The following is a 16072-nucleotide window of genomic DNA, read 5'->3' on the forward strand; positions in this document are numbered from 1 at the left end:
AAGGAACAAGTTCAGCGCATGGGCGCGGCTGGCATATCAGGGTGCCGCGAAGACAGACGTTCATGCATCATTTCAGGCGACAGAACATAGATCAGGGCCAGCGGTGTGCGGATCAGGGCGCAGGATCTTTTCGTCAATGGCCCAGACAAAGCTCTATGCGATCCACTCCTGAACTCGCTCCGAAACATCATAGCGCCGCCAGGTCATCGCCTAGGTCCTGACCCAGCACGCTTTGCGTTTGTCAAAGAACGCGCCCACGCCTTCGGGCGCTTCATCTCCTTCCCAGCACGCCACCAGCGCGTCAATGCTTTCGTCAATCGCGTCTGCATCGATGACCGGGCCAAGTCGCCGGGCCAGGGCCTTGGCCGCCGCCACTGCCCCCGGCGCGCAGGCCAGATAGGGCACAACCTCCGCCTCGACCGCCGCATCCAAACCGTCCGTCGCCACAACCTGCGCCACCAAATCCAACCGCTGCGCCTCCAGCGCCCCGAACACCCGGCCCGACATGAAAACGCGCCGCGCGCGCCCCTCCCCCATCCGGGCCAGCACATAGGGCCCGATCGTGGCGGGGATCAAACCCAGCCGCGTCTCGGTCAGCGCAAATTTCGCGCCCTCCACGGCCACAACCACATCGCAGACTGCCATCAAGCCGATGCCACCGCCAAATGCATTGCCCTGCACCCGGCCCACAACAGGCTTGGGCAACTCATTCCACTCCCCCAACATGGCCGCCAAAGCCCTCGCCCCCTCCGCCCGGGTCGCGGCATCCGCCGCCATCTGCGCCTGCATCCAGCCCAGATCACCACCAGCGCAAAAACTGCGCCCGGCCCCGGTCAACACCACAACCCGCACGGCACTGTCTGCCGCCAGCCGATCCGCGAGCTGGTGCAATTCGGCAATCATCTCGGCCGACATGGCATTGTGCTTTTCTGCCCGCGACAGAACAACCAACGCCACCCCACGACCATCGACCGAAACCTCAACAAGCGCCATGAACCCACTTTCTTATTGTCAGAAATACTCTCGCCGAAGGCACGATATCCTCACGCCACCGCCCGCAGCCCGCGGGCCATCTCGGCGGCGCGCAACACTGCCGCCCGGTCCAACCCGGTCTCAAATCCCAACGCGACCATCCGGTCCAGAACAACTTCCGTAGCCACATTGCCCGCCGCCCCCGGCGCGTAGGGGCAGCCGCCAAGTCCGCCGACCGCCGCATCAAAGACACGCAAACCACGGGCCAGGGAGATCTCGATATTCTCCAGGGCCCGCCCATCCGTGTCATGGAAATGACCGGCCAGCGCCGCCACCGGCACCACGTCAAGAACAGCCGCCAACATGGCATCTACCCGCTCCGGCACACCCTTACCAATCGTATCACCCAGGGAGATCTCGGCGCAGCCCATCGCGAACAACCGCTCGGCCACCCGCGCCACCGCTCGCGGCTCAACGGGTCCGTCATAGGGGCAATCGGTGACACAACTGACATAGCCACGCACCGGCACATCATCTGCCACAGCGGCCTCCACCAAAGGCGCAAATCGCGCGAAACTTTCCTCGATCGAACAGTTCAGGTTCGCCTTGCTGAACCCTTCGGAGGCCGCGCCGAACACCGCCACGCCATCGGCCCGCGCCGCCCGTGCGCTGCGATAGCCGCGCATATTCGGCGTCAAAACCCACAGGCCCAGCCCTGCGCGGCGGGTCACGCCCGCCATGACCGCAGCCCCATCGGCCATCTGCGGCACCCATTTGGGGCTGACGAAACTCGCGGCTTCAATCCGGGCGAACCCGGCTTCCGCCAAAAGCTCGACCAAGGCGATCTTATCCGCCGTCGGAATAAAGCCGGCTTCATTTTGCAGACCATCGCGCGGCCCGACCTCAAAGATCTCGACCCGTTCGGCCATCACGACGCCCCGGGGATCGGGTAGAAATCCTGAGCGTAGAAATCCTGCACCCCGTCCCGCGCCTGTGCCGCCTGATAGGCCGCTCGTTCCGCAATCCGGTCCCGATACGCGGTGACACGCGGCAGCCCGTCCAGCCGCACGAAATACGGGGCAGCCATCAGATTAAAGCCCAGCATGACATCCGCAGCCGAAAATCCACTGGGCAGCAGATAATCCTGATCGCCCAACAGACCGTCAAGCGCCCGCAAGGTGGCCTCCAACCGGCGCGTGTTCAGCTTGATCACCACGGGGGAGGCCTGCGCCGGGTCGCGCAGAAAGACATGGTTCAGGTTCAACTGTTCGATCAGTGAACCCATCGTCTCCGCAAAATGGATGACCTCCAGATACCGCCCCCGCTCCGCATGACCGGGCGCGCGGTGAAATCCGGCCGCCTCCCGCGTCTCCGCCAGATACTGGATGATCGCCCCACTCTCGAACAAGGTCAGGTCATCGATCTCCAATGCAGGCACACGGCCCGCGGGCGTCTTGGCCAGCACGTCAGGTTTTTGCAAAGATCCGTCGCGGATGCTGTAGACCACGATCTCGGCTTCCAACCCCAACTCGGTCAACATCCAGAGCACCCGGAACGAGCGCGAGGCCGGCACGTGGTGCAACACGATTTCGCTCATGCGGCGTCCTCCTCGGCCAATCGCACCAGCGGCGTTCCGGCCTCAACCTGATCTCCGGCACCCACCAGTATCTCTGACACGGTGCCATCGCGGGCGGCGCGCAAGACATGTTCCATCTTCATCGCCTCCAGCACCGCCAATCGGTCCCCGGCAGCGACATGGGCGCCCACGGCCACGGCCACATCCCGCACCAATCCGGGCATCGGTGCAACGGTCAAACCGGCGCCAATCGCGCTGTCCTCCACCGGTGCCAACGGGTCGGGGATGGCAAAGACATGGGTTTCCGCCCCAAACACGGTCACCTGCCGGTCGGTCACGCAGGCCGCGGGCATCGCGGCACCGTCCAGGGCCCACCCCCCGACACCACGCCGCGCCTCGACCATCGCATCGCCCACCCGGATCTCAAAGTGATCGGGGGCAAGGATCCGCACGGCAACCTCCGCCTCGATCCCCAGATCGACCCGCCGCCAAGGCGCCTCCCACAGGGTGAATCCCAGATCCCAACCGGCAGCCCGGTCCAACCCGGTCAGGGCCAGTGCCGCGGCGGCGATGGTGGTCTGCGCCGGATCCACTGCCACCGACAGCGCCGTAATCTCCCGCCCGATCAACCCGGTATCGACATCGCCTGCGGCAAAGCCACCCTGGCGCGCCAACCGCCCCAGAAAGCCCAGATTGGTGACCAACCCTGCCACTTGGGTCCCGGCCAGCCCCTGGCAAAGTCGCCGCAATGCCACGGCCCGGTCCGGCCCCTCGACAATCACCTTCGCGATCATCGGGTCATACCACGGGCTGATCACATCGCCCGACCGCACGCCGGTATCGGCCCGCACCCCACCGGGAAACTGCAAATGATCCAGCCGCCCCGTCGCGGGCAGAAACCCCGCTGGCACATCCTCCGCATAAAGGCGCGCCTCAAAGGCATGGCCACGCAACGGGATGTCGTCTTGCGCCAAGGGCAACGGCTCTCCTGCGGCCACACGCAACTGCCATCCGACCAGATCAACCCCGGTAATGGCTTCGGTCACCGGATGCTCGACCTGCAGGCGGGTATTCATCTCCATGAACCAGAACCCGTCGGGGCGCAGTCCCCCCGCGCCGTCCACGATGAACTCGATCGTCCCGGCCCCCTGATAGCCGATGGCCTCCGCCGCGCGCACGGCCGCCTGCCCCATCGCCGCGCGCACCTCTGCGGTCATGCCCGGTGCAGGTGCCTCCTCGATCACCTTCTGATGCCGCCGCTGGAGCGAGCAATCCCGCTCATAAAGATGCACCACGTTGCCATGGGCATCGCCAAAGACCTGCATCTCGATATGGCGGGGCTGCTGGATGTATTTCTCCACCAGCACATCGGCATTGCCAAACGCCGCCAGCGCCTCCGCCCGGGCCGAAGCCAGAGCTTCGGCAAAACCCGCCGCCCCATCGACGATCCGCATCCCCTTGCCACCGCCACCGGCCACCGCCTTGATGATGACGGGATAACCGATGCCCGCCGCCTCTGCCGCCAACAGGTCATCACCCTGATCGGCACCGTGATAGCCTGGCACGACCGGCACGCCCGCCGCCACCATCCGCGCCTTGGCGGCATCTTTCAGACCCATCGCCCGGATCGCCGCCGCAGACGGCCCGACAAAGATCAAACCCGCCGCGTCGCAGGCCTCTACGAAATCCGGGTTCTCTGACAAAAAACCATATCCGGGATGCACCGCCTGCGCCCCCGTGGCCTGCGCCGCCGCGATGATCGCATCGCCCCGCAGATAGCTGTCCGCCGGGGCTGGCCCTCCGATACACACGGCCTGATCCGCCATCGCGACATGCATCGCACCCGCATCAGCCTCGGAATAGACAGCCACGCAGCGCAGCCCCATGGCCTGGGCCGTGCGCATGATCCGGCAGGCAATCTCCCCCCGGTTGGCAATGAGCAGGGTATCAAATGAGCTCACGAACAGGCCTCCGCCTCTTTGTCGTTCCGTTCAGGATGCCAGCGCGACAAAGGCAGGCAACCCTCTTCCAAATCTGCATCAAAATCGCGGTCAATCCGGGTCACCGACACCGCCGCCCGTTCGACATCAAGCCCCAAAACACGCTTTGCAGGCCATGCAGTCGGGTCAAACCTGCTCATGGTCCGACCTCCTGTCGCAAGCGCTCGAACCGCCAGCGATACACCAGATTGGGCCGCACCCCATCCGCCCAATAGATCAAAAGCGGGAACGAGAACGGGAGGCTGACCCCCAACAGGATCAGGGTCATGCCATAGGCGACCGGCCACCGCAAAAGCAGCGCCACAAAGGTCAGTTCGGCAAACATCGCCGCAATCCACCAGGTCCAGCCAAAGCGCCAGAAATCATCGGCGACAGCCGCCAGGGTATATCCGGCGGCCAACAGCGCCACCCAGGCAATGACCAGCCAAACTGCGCCAAACCGCGCGGCGGCGGGATGGGATCGGGCAAATTCAGGGCCAACGTACACCCATTCCCAACCGATGGTCCCGCGACCCCGGCTGGCCAGGGCGACCGCGCGCCCCCAGCCCCATACCAACCCGATGCGGGCCGCCAAAACGGTCAAGCCGATGGTCCCCATGGCAATGCCCACCAATGCCAGAACCGGCCAATTCGGAACGAACGGCACTGCCAGCCCGACGATGAGACCGAACCACACCAGCAAAGACACCACCAGCACCGGGTACTTTGCCAGGGATCCCGTCACCAGTGTGAAGATCGCCCCGAAACACAGCAGCCAGAACACGCCTGCCCCCAGAACCGTGACATAGCCTTGGGCGATGAAGCCAAACATCAAGGCCGCCACAATCCCGTAGGGCGCTGAAAACAGGATCAGGCCAACCCAGAACAGGCTGTTCTTCTCGGCCCCCCTCACGACAGATCCACCCGGTTCAGCCAGTTCGGCAAATCTCGCGCCGTCCGGCCCAGACCCCTGCCGCGTCGGTGAACGGCCCGGGTCGGGATCGCAGGGTAAGCCACGCCATGGCATCGCTTCCCCGTTCCACAGTCACCGCCCGGCAGAAACCGATTGACAGCAGTCGCAAGGACATCCGCCCCAAGCGTCGCAATATCCGCGCGCAGCATCTTGACCACCGCAGTCATGAATGCGCCACGCCTCGCACAGCCTTCAACGACCGCCATGACCCATGTGCCGGGCTCTTCAGGCGCACGCGCATATCGTCAAGATCATCCGCCGAGATCCTCCACCAATCGGAACCGCTCACAAACCACCACCATCTCTGGGTGCCATCCGCCATTGCGCTCAAAATACCTTTGATGATCGCGCTGCCAGCCCTCCAGTGTGTCGTTCTCTCCCTCCGCCAAGGCGAAATCGGCATCGACATCACAAAACCGCCGCCGGGTAACCTTGACCGTCTCGATTACAAAAGCAGGGCTGCCATCCCAGTTCAGCGCAATGTCAAACCGCCCTATCGCTGGCATCGCCTCCCCGCCCGGGTCAAAGTCCCGCAAGGCACCGCAGGTCGCTGTCTTTTTGCCCGACCGCACCAGCGCGATCAGGTCATCGCACAACGCCTGACCATCGCCAAAAGTAAAGGTTTCGGCGCCCGGATATCGCGCTTTTACATCATCAAGCGTCACGGCGCGTGCCCTAGGGTAATGTGTCTGGCGTATGTATGGAATGTGTATGGGTTCTGCATCGAAATCATCACATCCGAAATACGCCAAACTGCGTGGGCTCAACGGGGGCGTTCAGCGCAGCCCGCAGGCTCAGCGCCAGCACTTTGCGACTGTCGCGCGGGTCGATTACGCCATCATCCCACAGCCGAGCCGAGGCATAAAGCGGGTGGGATTGCTCCTCGAACTGTTTGATAACAGGGTCTTTTATCGCGGCTTCATCCTCATCCGAAAATACACCGCCACGTCGTTCCACGGCATCGCGCTTGACCGTCGCCAGCACACCAGCCGCCTGCGGCCCCCCCATCACGCTAATCCGCGCATTGGGCCATGACCACATGAAGCGTGGCCCATAAGCCCTTCCGGACATTCCATAATTTCCAGCACCAAACGATCCGCCCACCACCAGGGTGATCTTCGGTACCGATGTCGTGGCCACCGCCGTCACCATCTTCGCCCCGTGCCGCGCGATCCCTTCATTCTCATAACGCTTACCGACCATGAAACCGGTAATATTCTGGATAAAAATCAACGGGATAGACCGTTGAGAGCACAGTTCAACGAAATGCGCCCCCTTCTGCGCGGCCTCCGAAAACAGAACCCCGTTATTGGCGACGACACCCACCGGGCAGCCTTCGATATGGGCAAAACCGGTCACGAGGGTCTCTCCGAACCGCGGCTTGAATTCATCGAAATCGGAGCCATCCACGATCCGCGCGATCACTTCGCGGATATCATAAGGTGTTGATAAGTTTGCAGGAACCACGCCAAGCAACTCAGCCGGATCATGGGACGGCGGGCGCGGATCAGCCCAGACCACGCTTTCGGGCCGCCGCCGGTTCAATGCCCCGACCGCCTGCCGCGCAAGCGCCAGGGCATGGGCATCGTCTCGCGCCAGCATATCGGCCACGCCGCTCAACCGGGTATGGACATCGCCACCGCCCAACTCTTCGGCCGTGACAACTTCGCCTGTGGCAGCCTTGACCAAAGGCGGCCCGGCCAGAAAGATAGTACCCTGATTTTCAACGATAATCGTGACATCCGACATGGCCGGCACATAGGCCCCGCCTGCTGTGCAAGACCCCATGACGACAGCAATCTGCGCAATGCCCTTGGCACTCATCCGCGCCTGATTGTAAAAGATCCGTCCAAAATGATCGCGGTCCGGAAACACCTCATCCTGGTTCGGCAAATTAGCCCCACCACTATCCACCAGATAGATGCACGGCAGATGGTTCTCCTCCGCAACCTCCTGGGCGCGCAGGTGTTTTTTGACCGTCATCGGATAATAGGTGCCGCCTTTCACGGTGGCGTCGTTGCAAACCACCATGACCTCCTGCCCCGCCACCTGGCCAATCCCTGCGATCACCCCGGCGCAGGGCGCGGCCCCGTCATACAAACCATGGGCCGCGATAGCGCCGATCTCCAGAAACGGAGAACCCGGGTCCAGCAGGTTCGCGACCCGTTCGCGGGGCAGCATCTTTCCACGGGCGATATGGCGCGCGCGTGCAGCCTCCCCACCACCGGCAGCGGCATGATCGGCAGCCTCCCGAACAACCTGCAGAGCCGCGAGGTGGCTGCTGCTATTGATCTGAAAATCCTGTGATTTATCAGATGACTGCGTTCCGATCTTCATCAAAATCCCCACATTTTGATACGCACCGCCCGTCGCCGTGATCGCGCGCCGGCGCTTTGGATACGCCGCTTTTGTTGCTGGGCCACATATTCGCCCAGGCGCGTGTCGGGCCACTTCACCCAACCCGCCTTGGGTCGCGTCGGCAGGGCAGCGTCCGGATCGTGCCGCAAGCCTGCCTTGTCGGTCCGGCGCACTGCACGTTTGGATTGCGCCTTGTGCAGTGGCACCAAACGGCGGCTCGCCTTATGGTTCTGGCCATAGGCCGCGCGCGTATCTCGCGCATAGCTTAATGCCTTTTTTTCTTGTGGTGTCAGTCTCCTGCGGGTCATTCCTCAACTACCTCCGGTGCCGGCAGAACCTGGCGATGCATCAACCAGCGCATCCGGTAGCCATAGCGCGCCGCCCGTCCCACATCTGTCTGGAACGAAGCATTGATGCCAGCCGCGATCACGCCGCCTGCGATGGGCACCACTTGGGAGGCCTTGCGTTTCAACAGATCGGTGCCCAGCGAGCGTGCCACACGGTCCAGCACCTTTTCCACCACCCATTCCGTGGCCTTTTCCGTGATCATCCGAACCTCGGGTTCGTTCAACTCGCTGGCGATCCGGTTGATCCGGCCCAACGCATCGTTGCGCCCTTCCAATCCTTGAACGGTGGCCAACTCCAACAAAGCCAGCCGGAAAATACGCTCTTCTTCCGCCTCCCCGCTGAATCCAAAGGAAAGGCCGGTGGCCCGAACATTGCGCGCGGCGATGGTGATCGTGGCGGGAATATCCAGCGTCATGCCCGCCCCGCCGAACCAGCCCGATACCCCACCCGTGGCCGCAGCAGAACCCGCAGACCAGGCTTGGACCCGCAGGGCCGCCGCCTCGCACAGAGCCAACTCACTGGTGTCATGGCCGCTCAGCTCCCGGGGCAAGGTCAGTCCCGTTCCGCGATCCGCAGCCTCCAACGCGGCCCGCATCATGCCAGGTGGCACAAACCGGCGGATCAGACGGCTGGCTGGCGCCATCACCCGCTCCGTCCCCTGGCCCAGGCGGGTCGTGCGGCGTTCTTCATACCGGCGCTGTTCTTTCAACGCCGCGTCGATGGCGCGGGACAGGTCGGTGTCGCGATCGGGCAGTTGGGTCATGGCAGACGCTCCAGGGCCAGTTTACGCAAGTCTTTGCGCATGATCTTACCCGTGACGGTCAGGGGTAAGTCATCCACAAAATGCACCTCTCGCGGATATTCGTGGGCGGCGAGGCGGGTTTTGACATGGTCTTTCAACTCTTGCTCCAGCCCCTCGGTCGGTGTCTCACCGGGGCGCAGCACCACAAAGGCGCAGACGATCTGCGTGCGGTCCGGGTCGGGTTTGCCGATGACACCGGCACTGTCGACGGCGGGATGGGTCAGCAGGCAATCCTCAACCTCAGCCGGACCGATCCGATACCCTGACGATGTGATGACATCATCGGAACGCCCCACGAAACGGATGAAGCCGTCTTTGATAACGCCGCGATCACCTGTCAGCATCCAGTCGCCCTTGAATTTTTCGGTGGTGGCTTGCGGGTTGTTCCAATAGCCCAGCATCATGGACGCAGCGCCGCGCCGCACGGCAATATCACCTTCGCCAGCCGCGTCCGGATCCAATACGGCGACGTCGAATCCGGGAACGGCGCGCCCGATGAAACCCGGTCGCGCCGGGAACAGGGCCGCGCAGGATGAGACGGTCATGTTGCATTCCGTTTGTCCGTAAAATTCGTTGATCTCCAGGCCAAAGGCGGTGCGGCCCCAATCCAGCATCTCGGTCCCCAGCGGCTCCCCGCCCGACGCGACAGAGCGCAAATCGGGAATCCGCGTGCCCTCAGCCCGCAACCGGCGCAGGGCCGTGGGTGGAAAAAACACGTTGCGAACCGCTGCCCGCGCAATGACATCAGCGGCTGCGGCGCCTGTGAATTTAGGCAGGCGCGCGGCGATGACAGACAAGCCATGGTAAAGCCCGGGCATCAGCACATCGAACAGTCCGCCGATCCAGGCCCAGTCCGCCGGTGTCCAGATCCGGTCCCCGGGGCGCGGCATGAGATCATGGGAGCGTTCGACCCCCGGCAGATGACCGCACAAGATACGGTGGCCATGGAGCGCCCCCTTGGGCGGACCGGTGGTGCCGGATGTATAGATCAGCACAGCCGGATCATTTGGACCTGTCCCCGCGGGGACAAAAGGCGCGTTATCCAGATCCAGCTTGTCTGGCACCACGGTTGGGCACAGATCCATGCTGGCCAGGCGTTCCGCCCCGACCGCATCGGTGACAACGGCCCGCGCCCCGGCATCGCGCAGCCGCATGGACAGCGCATCGGGGCCAAAAAGCGTGAAGAGAGGGATCGAGATTGCCCCAAGTTTCCAGATGGCGATATGGGCGGCGGCGGTCCAGGCATGCTGGCTGCGCAAAACCCCGATCCGGTCCCCCGGTTTCAGGCCAAGGCTGGTCAAGTGATGGGCCAGCCCATCCGCCATGCGGCGCAATTCGGCAAAACTCGTCTTGTGCAGGTCAGGCCCGGATGCGTCGAGGATCGCGGGCTGGGCCGGATCCAATCTGGCCCACCGATCACAAACCCATTCGGCCATATTCAACTGGTCCGGCAAGTCCCACGCGGAAGAGAGCGCAATAGGCCCCGATATCACCGACCCGTCCGTCATGTTGCTGTGGCGTCCTGCACGTAGGATCTGCAGGCAGGGAATGCACCCCTGGTCCCGGTATTCCGTATGTTCAGTCTTTCATTCAGGGTGCCATGTGCCGCGTTCAGCTCGACCCCCCCTTGTTCCAATTCAGCCGTCCGACAGGCCCACGACGCGACAGCACTCAGTTGTAAAGCGTGTAATAGAACTCGGTGGCGCGTTCGGCAGTGCGCGTGATCATACAGTTCAGGTAGTCGATATTGCGGATCGAGCCGCCGCCTGAGGCGCGGTAGGCAGCGTCGCACGCCGCGTCGCGGTCCTTGATCCACTGGCGTTGACGGCCCAGCAACTGATCCCATGTGCCTTTGGCCTGGGCATTGGCTTTCATGGGCTGCCACCACTTGTTGAGCAACGCGTCGTAGGCCTTGTGGGTGCGGTCCATGCAGTTCTCGATGGCAAGGGTCGTTTGAGACGTATTGCCGATGCAGGCCTGAAATGTGATGTCGCGGCACAGCTCCACATTGCGGGCGAGCGGCGCGTCGCTGCTGTAACTGACGCAGGACTCCAGGTCCGCAATAACCTGCCCGCTGGGTTGGTCGGCCCAAACAGTGGAAGGCATGAAGAGGGCTGCGGCGAAGATCAAGTGTCTCATGGGGACCTCGTTGAATACTGATTACAACATCTACTGTGCGGGGCATGCGCGAAGCATGGTGCGTCTTGAACGGAACCGAAACAGTCTTTTGCGGATCGGGGGGCATTGATCGGTCGGGTCGGATCAAACTACGGAAGGCGTATATCTTTTTTTGGGAACGTGGATATGTTTGGACAGCGCAAGACCTAAGCTTTTGGGCATTGCGGTACAGCGTACCGCCGCTTGTCTGCCCGGCCTGGGCCTTTCCCCCATCAAAAGAGGCGGGCACACATACGTGCCCCATATCTCCGTGTATATTCGATTTGTATCGCCCGCGCGATGCGAACTGTTTTTCGTTGAGAATGGCATCTTTGGCGCGACCGATGACATATGGTATGATCACGCGACGCGTCGCCACTGACCGTGGCTTGTCAGCAAGTTGCGCCGCGAGCTTGACTGGTTCAACGACAACCTGGACGAACCCAATCGGCTTTGGCTGCGCCCCAACCGCAAAGGAGAGCAGGCCGGAATTTGCTGGTTTCGTCCAACGGCGCGGGAGCATATCGCCAGGGCCCATTACATGGCTTGGCTGCTCCAGGAGATGGATGTTCCGATCCAGACCCTCCGCCTGCGGGAACCCGGCCCGCTTCTGTGGGAGGACGAACATCAGGTCGTCGCAATCGTCCCCCGCGACCTGCCCCGCGTGCACCATTGACGAAGGGCTATGGATCACCCCATCGCCCCCATGAGTTCGCGACCGACGAGCATGCGGCGGATCTCGGACGTGCCGGCGCCGATCTCCATGAGTTTCGCGTCGCGAAAGATGCGGGCCACGGGGGCGTCGTTCAGGAAGCCCGCGCCCCCCATGGCCTGCACGGCCTGGTGGGCCTGCTTCATCCCCTCTTCGGAGGAATAGAGGACGCATGCCGCCGCATCAGCGCGGGTCACGGTGCCTTTATCGCAGGCCTTTGCGACCTCATAGACATAGGCGCGGGCGGAGTTCAGGGCGGTATACATATCGGCTATCTTGCCCTGCATCAGTTGGAAATTCCCGATGGGTGTGCCGAACTGTTTGCGAGTGGAAAGGTACGGCATGATCTCGTCCATGCAGGCAGCCATGATGCCGGTGCCGATACCTGCCAACACCACGCGTTCGTAATCGAGGCCGGACATCAGAACCTGGACGCCGCGGCCCTCCTCTCCCAACACATTCTCGAACGGGACCTCGACATCGTCAAAAATCAGCTCGGCCGTGTTCGAGCCGCGCATACCCAGTTTGTCGAAATGGGGGCTGGTGGAAAAGCCTGTCATGGCCTTTTCGATCAGGAAAGCGGTAATACCGCGACTGCCCGCGTCCGGGTCGGTCTTGGCATAGACGACCAGCGTGTCGGCATCGGGGCCATTGGTGATCCAGTATTTGGTGCCGTTCAGGATGTAGCGGTCGTTGCGTTTTTCGGCGCGCAGCTTCATCGAGACGACGTCGGAACCGGACCCGGCCTCTGACATGGCGAGCGCGCCAACGTGGTCACCGGAGATCAAGCCGGGCAGGTATTTCTGCTTTTGCTCCTCCGATCCGTTCAGCCGGATCTGGTTGACGCAAAGATTGGAATGGGCGCCGTACGACAGCGAGACAGAGGCCGAGGCACGCGCAATCTCCTCCACCGCGATGGTGTGGGCGAGGTAGGACATGCCGGTGCCGCCATATTCCTCTTCTACTGTGATGCCGAGCAGGCCCATCTCTCCCATCTCGCGCCATAGCTCGGATGGGAAAGCGTTGGCCTGGTCGATTTGGGCGGCCATGGGTTTGACCCGCTCCTGCGCCCAACGATGGACCGCCTCCCGCAGGTCATTCACATCCTCGCCCAGATCAAAGGTCATGGAAGCCTGAAACATGACGGTCACCCCAGTTATTGAACGCTCGTTCAATATTACTATCCGCGCCAATCCCGCTGGTCAATCTCGCCATCGCGTCCAGATCCCTGGAACCAATGACGGTTGCTGACGTTTTCATCCCATGAAACACGTAATCACAGCTTTTCTCATTACAATCTCAGCGTCCGCCGCCATGACCGAGGAGGTTGGCGAGGTCGGTGTTGATTGGGTCGGCAATGATATTATCGTTGAGGCCATCCAAGATCCGAAAGTCGACGGGGTGACCTGCCACATTGCCTATTTCGAACGATCCGTGCTGGATCGGCTGAGCCAGGGCAATTGGTTTGAAGATCCGTCCAATGCCTCCATCGCCTGCCGCCAGACCGGCCCGATTGAGGTTGGGGACATCGACCGCAGTCCTGACGGTGAGAGCGTCTTTCGCGAACGCCGGTCGGTCATCCTGAAAAGTCTGCGGATCAAGCGGATCTTCGATGAAGGGAACCAGACGCTGATCTACCTGGCCCATGCCAGTGAGTTGACGCAAGGATCGGCAAAGATGTCGATCTCAACCGTTCCGCTATATGCCGGCAATTGAAAGTGCCCCTGCCCGCTATTCGGCGGCGGCACGCCCCTGCCAAACAATGCTAACCTCAGCGCGGATGATCCTCGCGATCAGGGCGCAATCCTCCACACTGAATGTCAGCGGGATGCGCATGTCGATGACGCCGTGCAAGACGGCGTCGGATTGCGGCAGGGGTGTGGGCTCGGCATAGCGCCACTGATCGTATTTTGAGGTGAATGCCGCGGGCTCTGGCGCACCAAACCACTTGAGTTCGACCCCGCGGGCAGCGCATCGTTGCAGCACAATGCGGATATCGGCATCCTCCCAATCCTGCAAAAGCACCTGAATTGAGGACCCGACATAGGTTTCTTCGGGCGGCCGATGGATCACGGTCAGACCAGGGGTATTCTTTAGACCCGCCTGGACCGTCCGGTAGCGGACATTCCACTTCTCAACCTGGCTTGTCAGCCGCGCAAGTTGAGGCCGCAGGATCGCGGCGCGCAAATGGTCCATCCGGCCCGAGACATTGGGGGTTTCATAGCGCAAATCGGCAAAAGCCTCTGCGGGTGGTGCAGCCAGATGGCGATCATAAAGCATGTAGCTGCCTGACAGCAGAATCGCCCGCGCCATCAGCGCATCGTCATCTGACACAAGAAAGCCACCCTCGCCCGAATTGATATGCTTGTAGGTCTGGGTGGAGTAGCACCCGATCACCCCGTGCCGACCGGAAGGCGTGTCGCGCCAGGCCGCCCCCATCGTGTGGGCGCAATCCTCAATCACCGTGATCCCAGCCGCGTCGCAGATCGCCATCAGGCGATCCATATCGCAGATATGGCCGCGCATATGGCTGAGCAGCAGGACCTTGGCCTGGCCGGCTTTCGTCTGCAGGTCATCCAGATCAATGGTCAGATCAGATGTCACATCCACAAAGATCGGCACCGCCCCAACGGACGCAATCGCACCGGGGACAGGCGCCAGCGTGAACGCATTCGACAAGACGTGGTCACCGGGTTCGACGCCCACGGCGCGCAGGGCCGCCCCCATGGCGTAGCCACCCGAGGCCACGGCCAGGCAGTACTTCGCGCCGACGGTCGCGGCGAATTCCTGTTCCAGCAACGCAACCTCACCCGGGTCACCCGCAGCGGTGTTGTAGCGGTGCAGGCGACCGGAGCGCATGACAGCAACGGCCGCCTCGATCCCGGCGTCCGGGATCGATTCCTGCTGTGTGAAAGAACCTACAAATTTCTCCATCCCATTAACCTTGCTGGTCATTTCCAGAGCGTCAATCGCTAAAAGTCACAGTTAAGCCCAAGTTAACACGGATACGGAGGCTGTGACGATTGACAAGATGTAAACAAGGATTTTGGGTATGAAACACATCACTTTAGCCGCAGCCTGCGCCCTGACTCTGACGATGATCGCCCCCCAGGCGGACGCACAACTGGCCATTAAGGGCAAATCCGCCCAGGCGTTGCATTGCGCAGCAATTCAATTCTCGGTCAGCGAAGTTCTGTTTTCGGGCGGCCTGATCGACCCGTCAGACCGCGATGCTGGACAGTTGAAGGCCGTCAGATATCTGAACCACGTGCCCGGCGATGACCGCACGAAGATGAAAGCGATGAAGAAACGTCTGGTGCAACTGCTCGACAGCCGTTCCCTGCTGGACCTGGTCAGCGAATGGGACAAATCCCGCAAATGGTGCGCCCGGACATTCTCTTGATCCCCGATGCCTAAAACTTGACTCGAAATGAGTTAAGTCAACAGATGCGCGGCCAGATCCGGCAGGTCGGCAAAGTCCGACAAAAGCGCATCCGGCTGCAAAGCCGCCATATCCCCCCCCGCCGGACCGAATGTGACCAGAACGGATGGAACGCCCGCGGCGCGCGCCGTGCTGTGATCCGTGTCACTGTCCCCGACCAACAGGGCGCGGCGGCTGTCTCCCCCGGCACGGGCGACGGCCTCGTGGAAGGGCGCGGGATCGGGTTTGCGCACCGGCAGCGTGTCTGCCCCGATGAGCGACCCGAACAGGTCACGCACCCCAAGGTTTTGCATCAGTGTTTCGGCCAGACCTTCGGGTTTGTTGGTGCAGATGCCTACCTTAACCCCCTGACTATTCAAAGTTTTCACGGCCTCTATCGCGCCGGGATACATCACGGTATGGGTGTCAATATTCTTTGCATAAGCCTGCAACAGAACGGGATATTGAATGTCGATCTCGGCCTCGGTCGCGCCACCCAGACGTGAGAAACCCAGCCGTAACATGGCCCGCCCGCCGCGCAATGCCGTGCCCGCATCCTGCGGCCCCAGTTGCGGCCCATGGCCCAAGCCGATGAAACAGGCATTGGCGGCGGCCAGCAAATCTCCGCTGGTATCGGCCAGCGTTCCGTCGAGATCAAAGATAACCGTCCGCATATCCGTCCCATTTCGTGTAATCTTATGTCATGGCAAGTGACCGGAAGGCCCTTTGCCCCAGCATCGGCACGGGATACTAAGGGTTAACGAAAAGAACAAC

19 protein-coding genes are annotated in these 16072 nt (G+C 62.1%); 3 read left to right on the top strand and 16 right to left on the bottom strand.

What is annotated here, in order from left to right:
• Positions 1–210: 210 nt before the first annotated feature.
• The 13 genes from IU397_RS09250 to IU397_RS09310 form a co-directional block, all read right to left on the bottom strand.
• A complete protein-coding gene (locus IU397_RS09250; protein WP_204412631.1) occupies positions 211–993 on the bottom strand; it encodes a crotonase/enoyl-CoA hydratase family protein in 783 nt (260 codons plus the stop codon).
• Between the two features lie 50 nt (positions 994–1043).
• Positions 1044–1901: a hydroxymethylglutaryl-CoA lyase gene (locus IU397_RS09255; RefSeq protein ID WP_204412633.1), complete on the bottom strand. Its 858-nt coding sequence runs from the start codon at positions 1899–1901 to the stop codon at positions 1044–1046.
• Positions 1901–2569, bottom strand: coding sequence for a glutathione S-transferase family protein (locus IU397_RS09260; protein WP_204412635.1), 669 nt, complete (start codon positions 2567–2569; stop codon positions 1901–1903). Before IU397_RS09260 ends, IU397_RS09255 begins: the two co-directional genes overlap by 1 nt.
• A complete protein-coding gene (locus IU397_RS09265) occupies positions 2566–4509 on the bottom strand; it encodes a biotin carboxylase N-terminal domain-containing protein (RefSeq protein WP_204412637.1) in 1944 nt (647 codons plus the stop codon). Before IU397_RS09265 ends, IU397_RS09260 begins: the two co-directional genes overlap by 4 nt.
• Entirely contained in the window at positions 4506–4688 is a 183-nt protein-coding gene (locus tag IU397_RS09270; RefSeq protein ID WP_204412639.1) for a hypothetical protein, read from the bottom strand. Before IU397_RS09270 ends, IU397_RS09265 begins: the two co-directional genes overlap by 4 nt.
• Entirely contained in the window at positions 4685–5440 is a 756-nt protein-coding gene (locus IU397_RS09275; RefSeq protein ID WP_204412641.1) for a hypothetical protein, read from the bottom strand. Before IU397_RS09275 ends, IU397_RS09270 begins: the two co-directional genes overlap by 4 nt.
• Positions 5437–5667, bottom strand: coding sequence for a hypothetical protein (locus IU397_RS09280; RefSeq protein WP_204412643.1), 231 nt, complete (start codon positions 5665–5667; stop codon positions 5437–5439). The genes IU397_RS09275 and IU397_RS09280 overlap by 4 nt, the downstream gene beginning before the upstream one ends.
• Positions 5668–5751: 84 nt before the next feature.
• The gene (locus IU397_RS09285; RefSeq protein WP_204412644.1) at positions 5752–6165 is read right to left on the bottom strand and encodes an ASCH domain-containing protein; all 414 of its coding nucleotides are present in this window, start codon (positions 6163–6165) and stop codon (positions 5752–5754) included.
• A 67-nt stretch (positions 6166–6232) separates the two neighbouring features.
• Entirely contained in the window at positions 6233–7837 is a 1605-nt protein-coding gene (locus tag IU397_RS09290) for a carboxyl transferase domain-containing protein (protein WP_304519726.1), read from the bottom strand.
• Positions 7837–8166, bottom strand: coding sequence for a hypothetical protein (locus IU397_RS09295; RefSeq protein WP_204412648.1), 330 nt, complete (start codon positions 8164–8166; stop codon positions 7837–7839). Before IU397_RS09295 ends, IU397_RS09290 begins: the two co-directional genes overlap by 1 nt.
• Entirely contained in the window at positions 8163–8969 is an 807-nt protein-coding gene (locus tag IU397_RS09300; protein WP_204412650.1) for an EcsC family protein, read from the bottom strand. The genes IU397_RS09295 and IU397_RS09300 overlap by 4 nt, the downstream gene beginning before the upstream one ends.
• Complete coding sequence (locus IU397_RS09305; protein ID WP_204412652.1) at positions 8966–10516, bottom strand: AMP-binding protein; 1551 nt, start codon at positions 10514–10516, stop codon at positions 8966–8968. Before IU397_RS09305 ends, IU397_RS09300 begins: the two co-directional genes overlap by 4 nt.
• 163 nt (positions 10517–10679) lie before the next feature.
• Entirely contained in the window at positions 10680–11147 is a 468-nt protein-coding gene (locus IU397_RS09310; protein ID WP_204412654.1) for a lysozyme inhibitor LprI family protein, read from the bottom strand.
• A gap of 418 nt (positions 11148–11565) precedes the next feature.
• Here IU397_RS09310 and IU397_RS09315 point away from each other — a divergent pair, with 418 nt between their 5' ends.
• A complete protein-coding gene (locus tag IU397_RS09315; protein WP_204412656.1) occupies positions 11566–11841 on the top strand; it encodes a hypothetical protein in 276 nt (91 codons plus the stop codon).
• Positions 11842–11855: 14 nt separating this feature from the next.
• Here the strand turns inward: IU397_RS09315 and IU397_RS09320 are convergent, their stop codons facing one another.
• The gene (locus tag IU397_RS09320) at positions 11856–13019 is read right to left on the bottom strand and encodes an isovaleryl-CoA dehydrogenase (RefSeq protein ID WP_204412658.1); all 1164 of its coding nucleotides are present in this window, start codon (positions 13017–13019) and stop codon (positions 11856–11858) included.
• Between the two features lie 121 nt (positions 13020–13140).
• On the opposite strand from IU397_RS09320, the gene IU397_RS09325 reads away from it, so the two are divergent.
• On the top strand, positions 13141–13593 hold the full coding sequence (locus tag IU397_RS09325; RefSeq protein WP_204412660.1) for a CreA family protein: 453 nt from the start codon (positions 13141–13143) through the stop codon (positions 13591–13593).
• Positions 13594–13608: 15 nt separating this feature from the next.
• Here the strand turns inward: IU397_RS09325 and IU397_RS09330 are convergent, their stop codons facing one another.
• Positions 13609–14811, bottom strand: a complete 1203-nt coding sequence (locus IU397_RS09330) for a DegT/DnrJ/EryC1/StrS aminotransferase family protein (RefSeq protein ID WP_239479694.1) — start codon at positions 14809–14811, stop codon at positions 13609–13611.
• A gap of 118 nt (positions 14812–14929) precedes the next feature.
• Between IU397_RS09330 and IU397_RS09335 the strand changes: the two genes are divergently transcribed.
• Positions 14930–15280, top strand: coding sequence for a hypothetical protein (locus tag IU397_RS09335; protein ID WP_204412666.1), 351 nt, complete (start codon positions 14930–14932; stop codon positions 15278–15280).
• 32 nt (positions 15281–15312) lie between these two features.
• Here IU397_RS09335 and IU397_RS09340 read toward each other — a convergent pair whose 3' ends face one another.
• Positions 15313–15972, bottom strand: a complete 660-nt coding sequence (locus tag IU397_RS09340; RefSeq protein WP_204412668.1) for an HAD-IA family hydrolase — start codon at positions 15970–15972, stop codon at positions 15313–15315.
• Positions 15973–16072: the final 100 nt, after the last annotated feature.

The sequence above is a fragment of the Actibacterium sp. 188UL27-1 genome (genome assembly GCF_016901225.1).
Classification (GTDB): Bacteria; Pseudomonadota; Alphaproteobacteria; order Rhodobacterales; family Rhodobacteraceae; genus 188UL27-1.

Coding starts and splice junctions, on each gene's coding strand:
- IU397_RS09320 (WP_204412658.1), bottom strand. CDS start 13,019: ATGTTTCAGGCTTCCATGACCTTTGATCTGGGCGAGGATGTGAATGAC.
- IU397_RS09280 (WP_204412643.1), bottom strand. CDS start 5,667: ATGACTGCGGTGGTCAAGATGCTGCGCGCGGATATTGCGACGCTTGGG.
- IU397_RS09335 (WP_204412666.1), top strand. CDS start 14,930: ATGAAACACATCACTTTAGCCGCAGCCTGCGCCCTGACTCTGACGATG.
- IU397_RS09300 (WP_204412650.1), bottom strand. CDS start 8,969: ATGACCCAACTGCCCGATCGCGACACCGACCTGTCCCGCGCCATCGAC.
- IU397_RS09305 (WP_204412652.1), bottom strand. CDS start 10,516: ATGACGGACGGGTCGGTGATATCGGGGCCTATTGCGCTCTCTTCCGCG.
- IU397_RS09260 (WP_204412635.1), bottom strand. CDS start 2,569: ATGAGCGAAATCGTGTTGCACCACGTGCCGGCCTCGCGCTCGTTCCGG.
- IU397_RS09270 (WP_204412639.1), bottom strand. CDS start 4,688: ATGAGCAGGTTTGACCCGACTGCATGGCCTGCAAAGCGTGTTTTGGGG.
- IU397_RS09290 (WP_304519726.1), bottom strand. CDS start 7,837: ATGAAGATCGGAACGCAGTCATCTGATAAATCACAGGATTTTCAGATC.
- IU397_RS09295 (WP_204412648.1), bottom strand. CDS start 8,166: ATGACCCGCAGGAGACTGACACCACAAGAAAAAAAGGCATTAAGCTAT.
- IU397_RS09325 (WP_204412660.1), top strand. CDS start 13,141: ATGAAACACGTAATCACAGCTTTTCTCATTACAATCTCAGCGTCCGCC.
- IU397_RS09250 (WP_204412631.1), bottom strand. CDS start 993: ATGGCGCTTGTTGAGGTTTCGGTCGATGGTCGTGGGGTGGCGTTGGTT.
- IU397_RS09255 (WP_204412633.1), bottom strand. CDS start 1,901: ATGGCCGAACGGGTCGAGATCTTTGAGGTCGGGCCGCGCGATGGTCTG.
- IU397_RS09330 (WP_239479694.1), bottom strand. CDS start 14,811: ATGGAGAAATTTGTAGGTTCTTTCACACAGCAGGAATCGATCCCGGAC.
- IU397_RS09310 (WP_204412654.1), bottom strand. CDS start 11,147: ATGAGACACTTGATCTTCGCCGCAGCCCTCTTCATGCCTTCCACTGTT.
- IU397_RS09340 (WP_204412668.1), bottom strand. CDS start 15,972: ATGCGGACGGTTATCTTTGATCTCGACGGAACGCTGGCCGATACCAGC.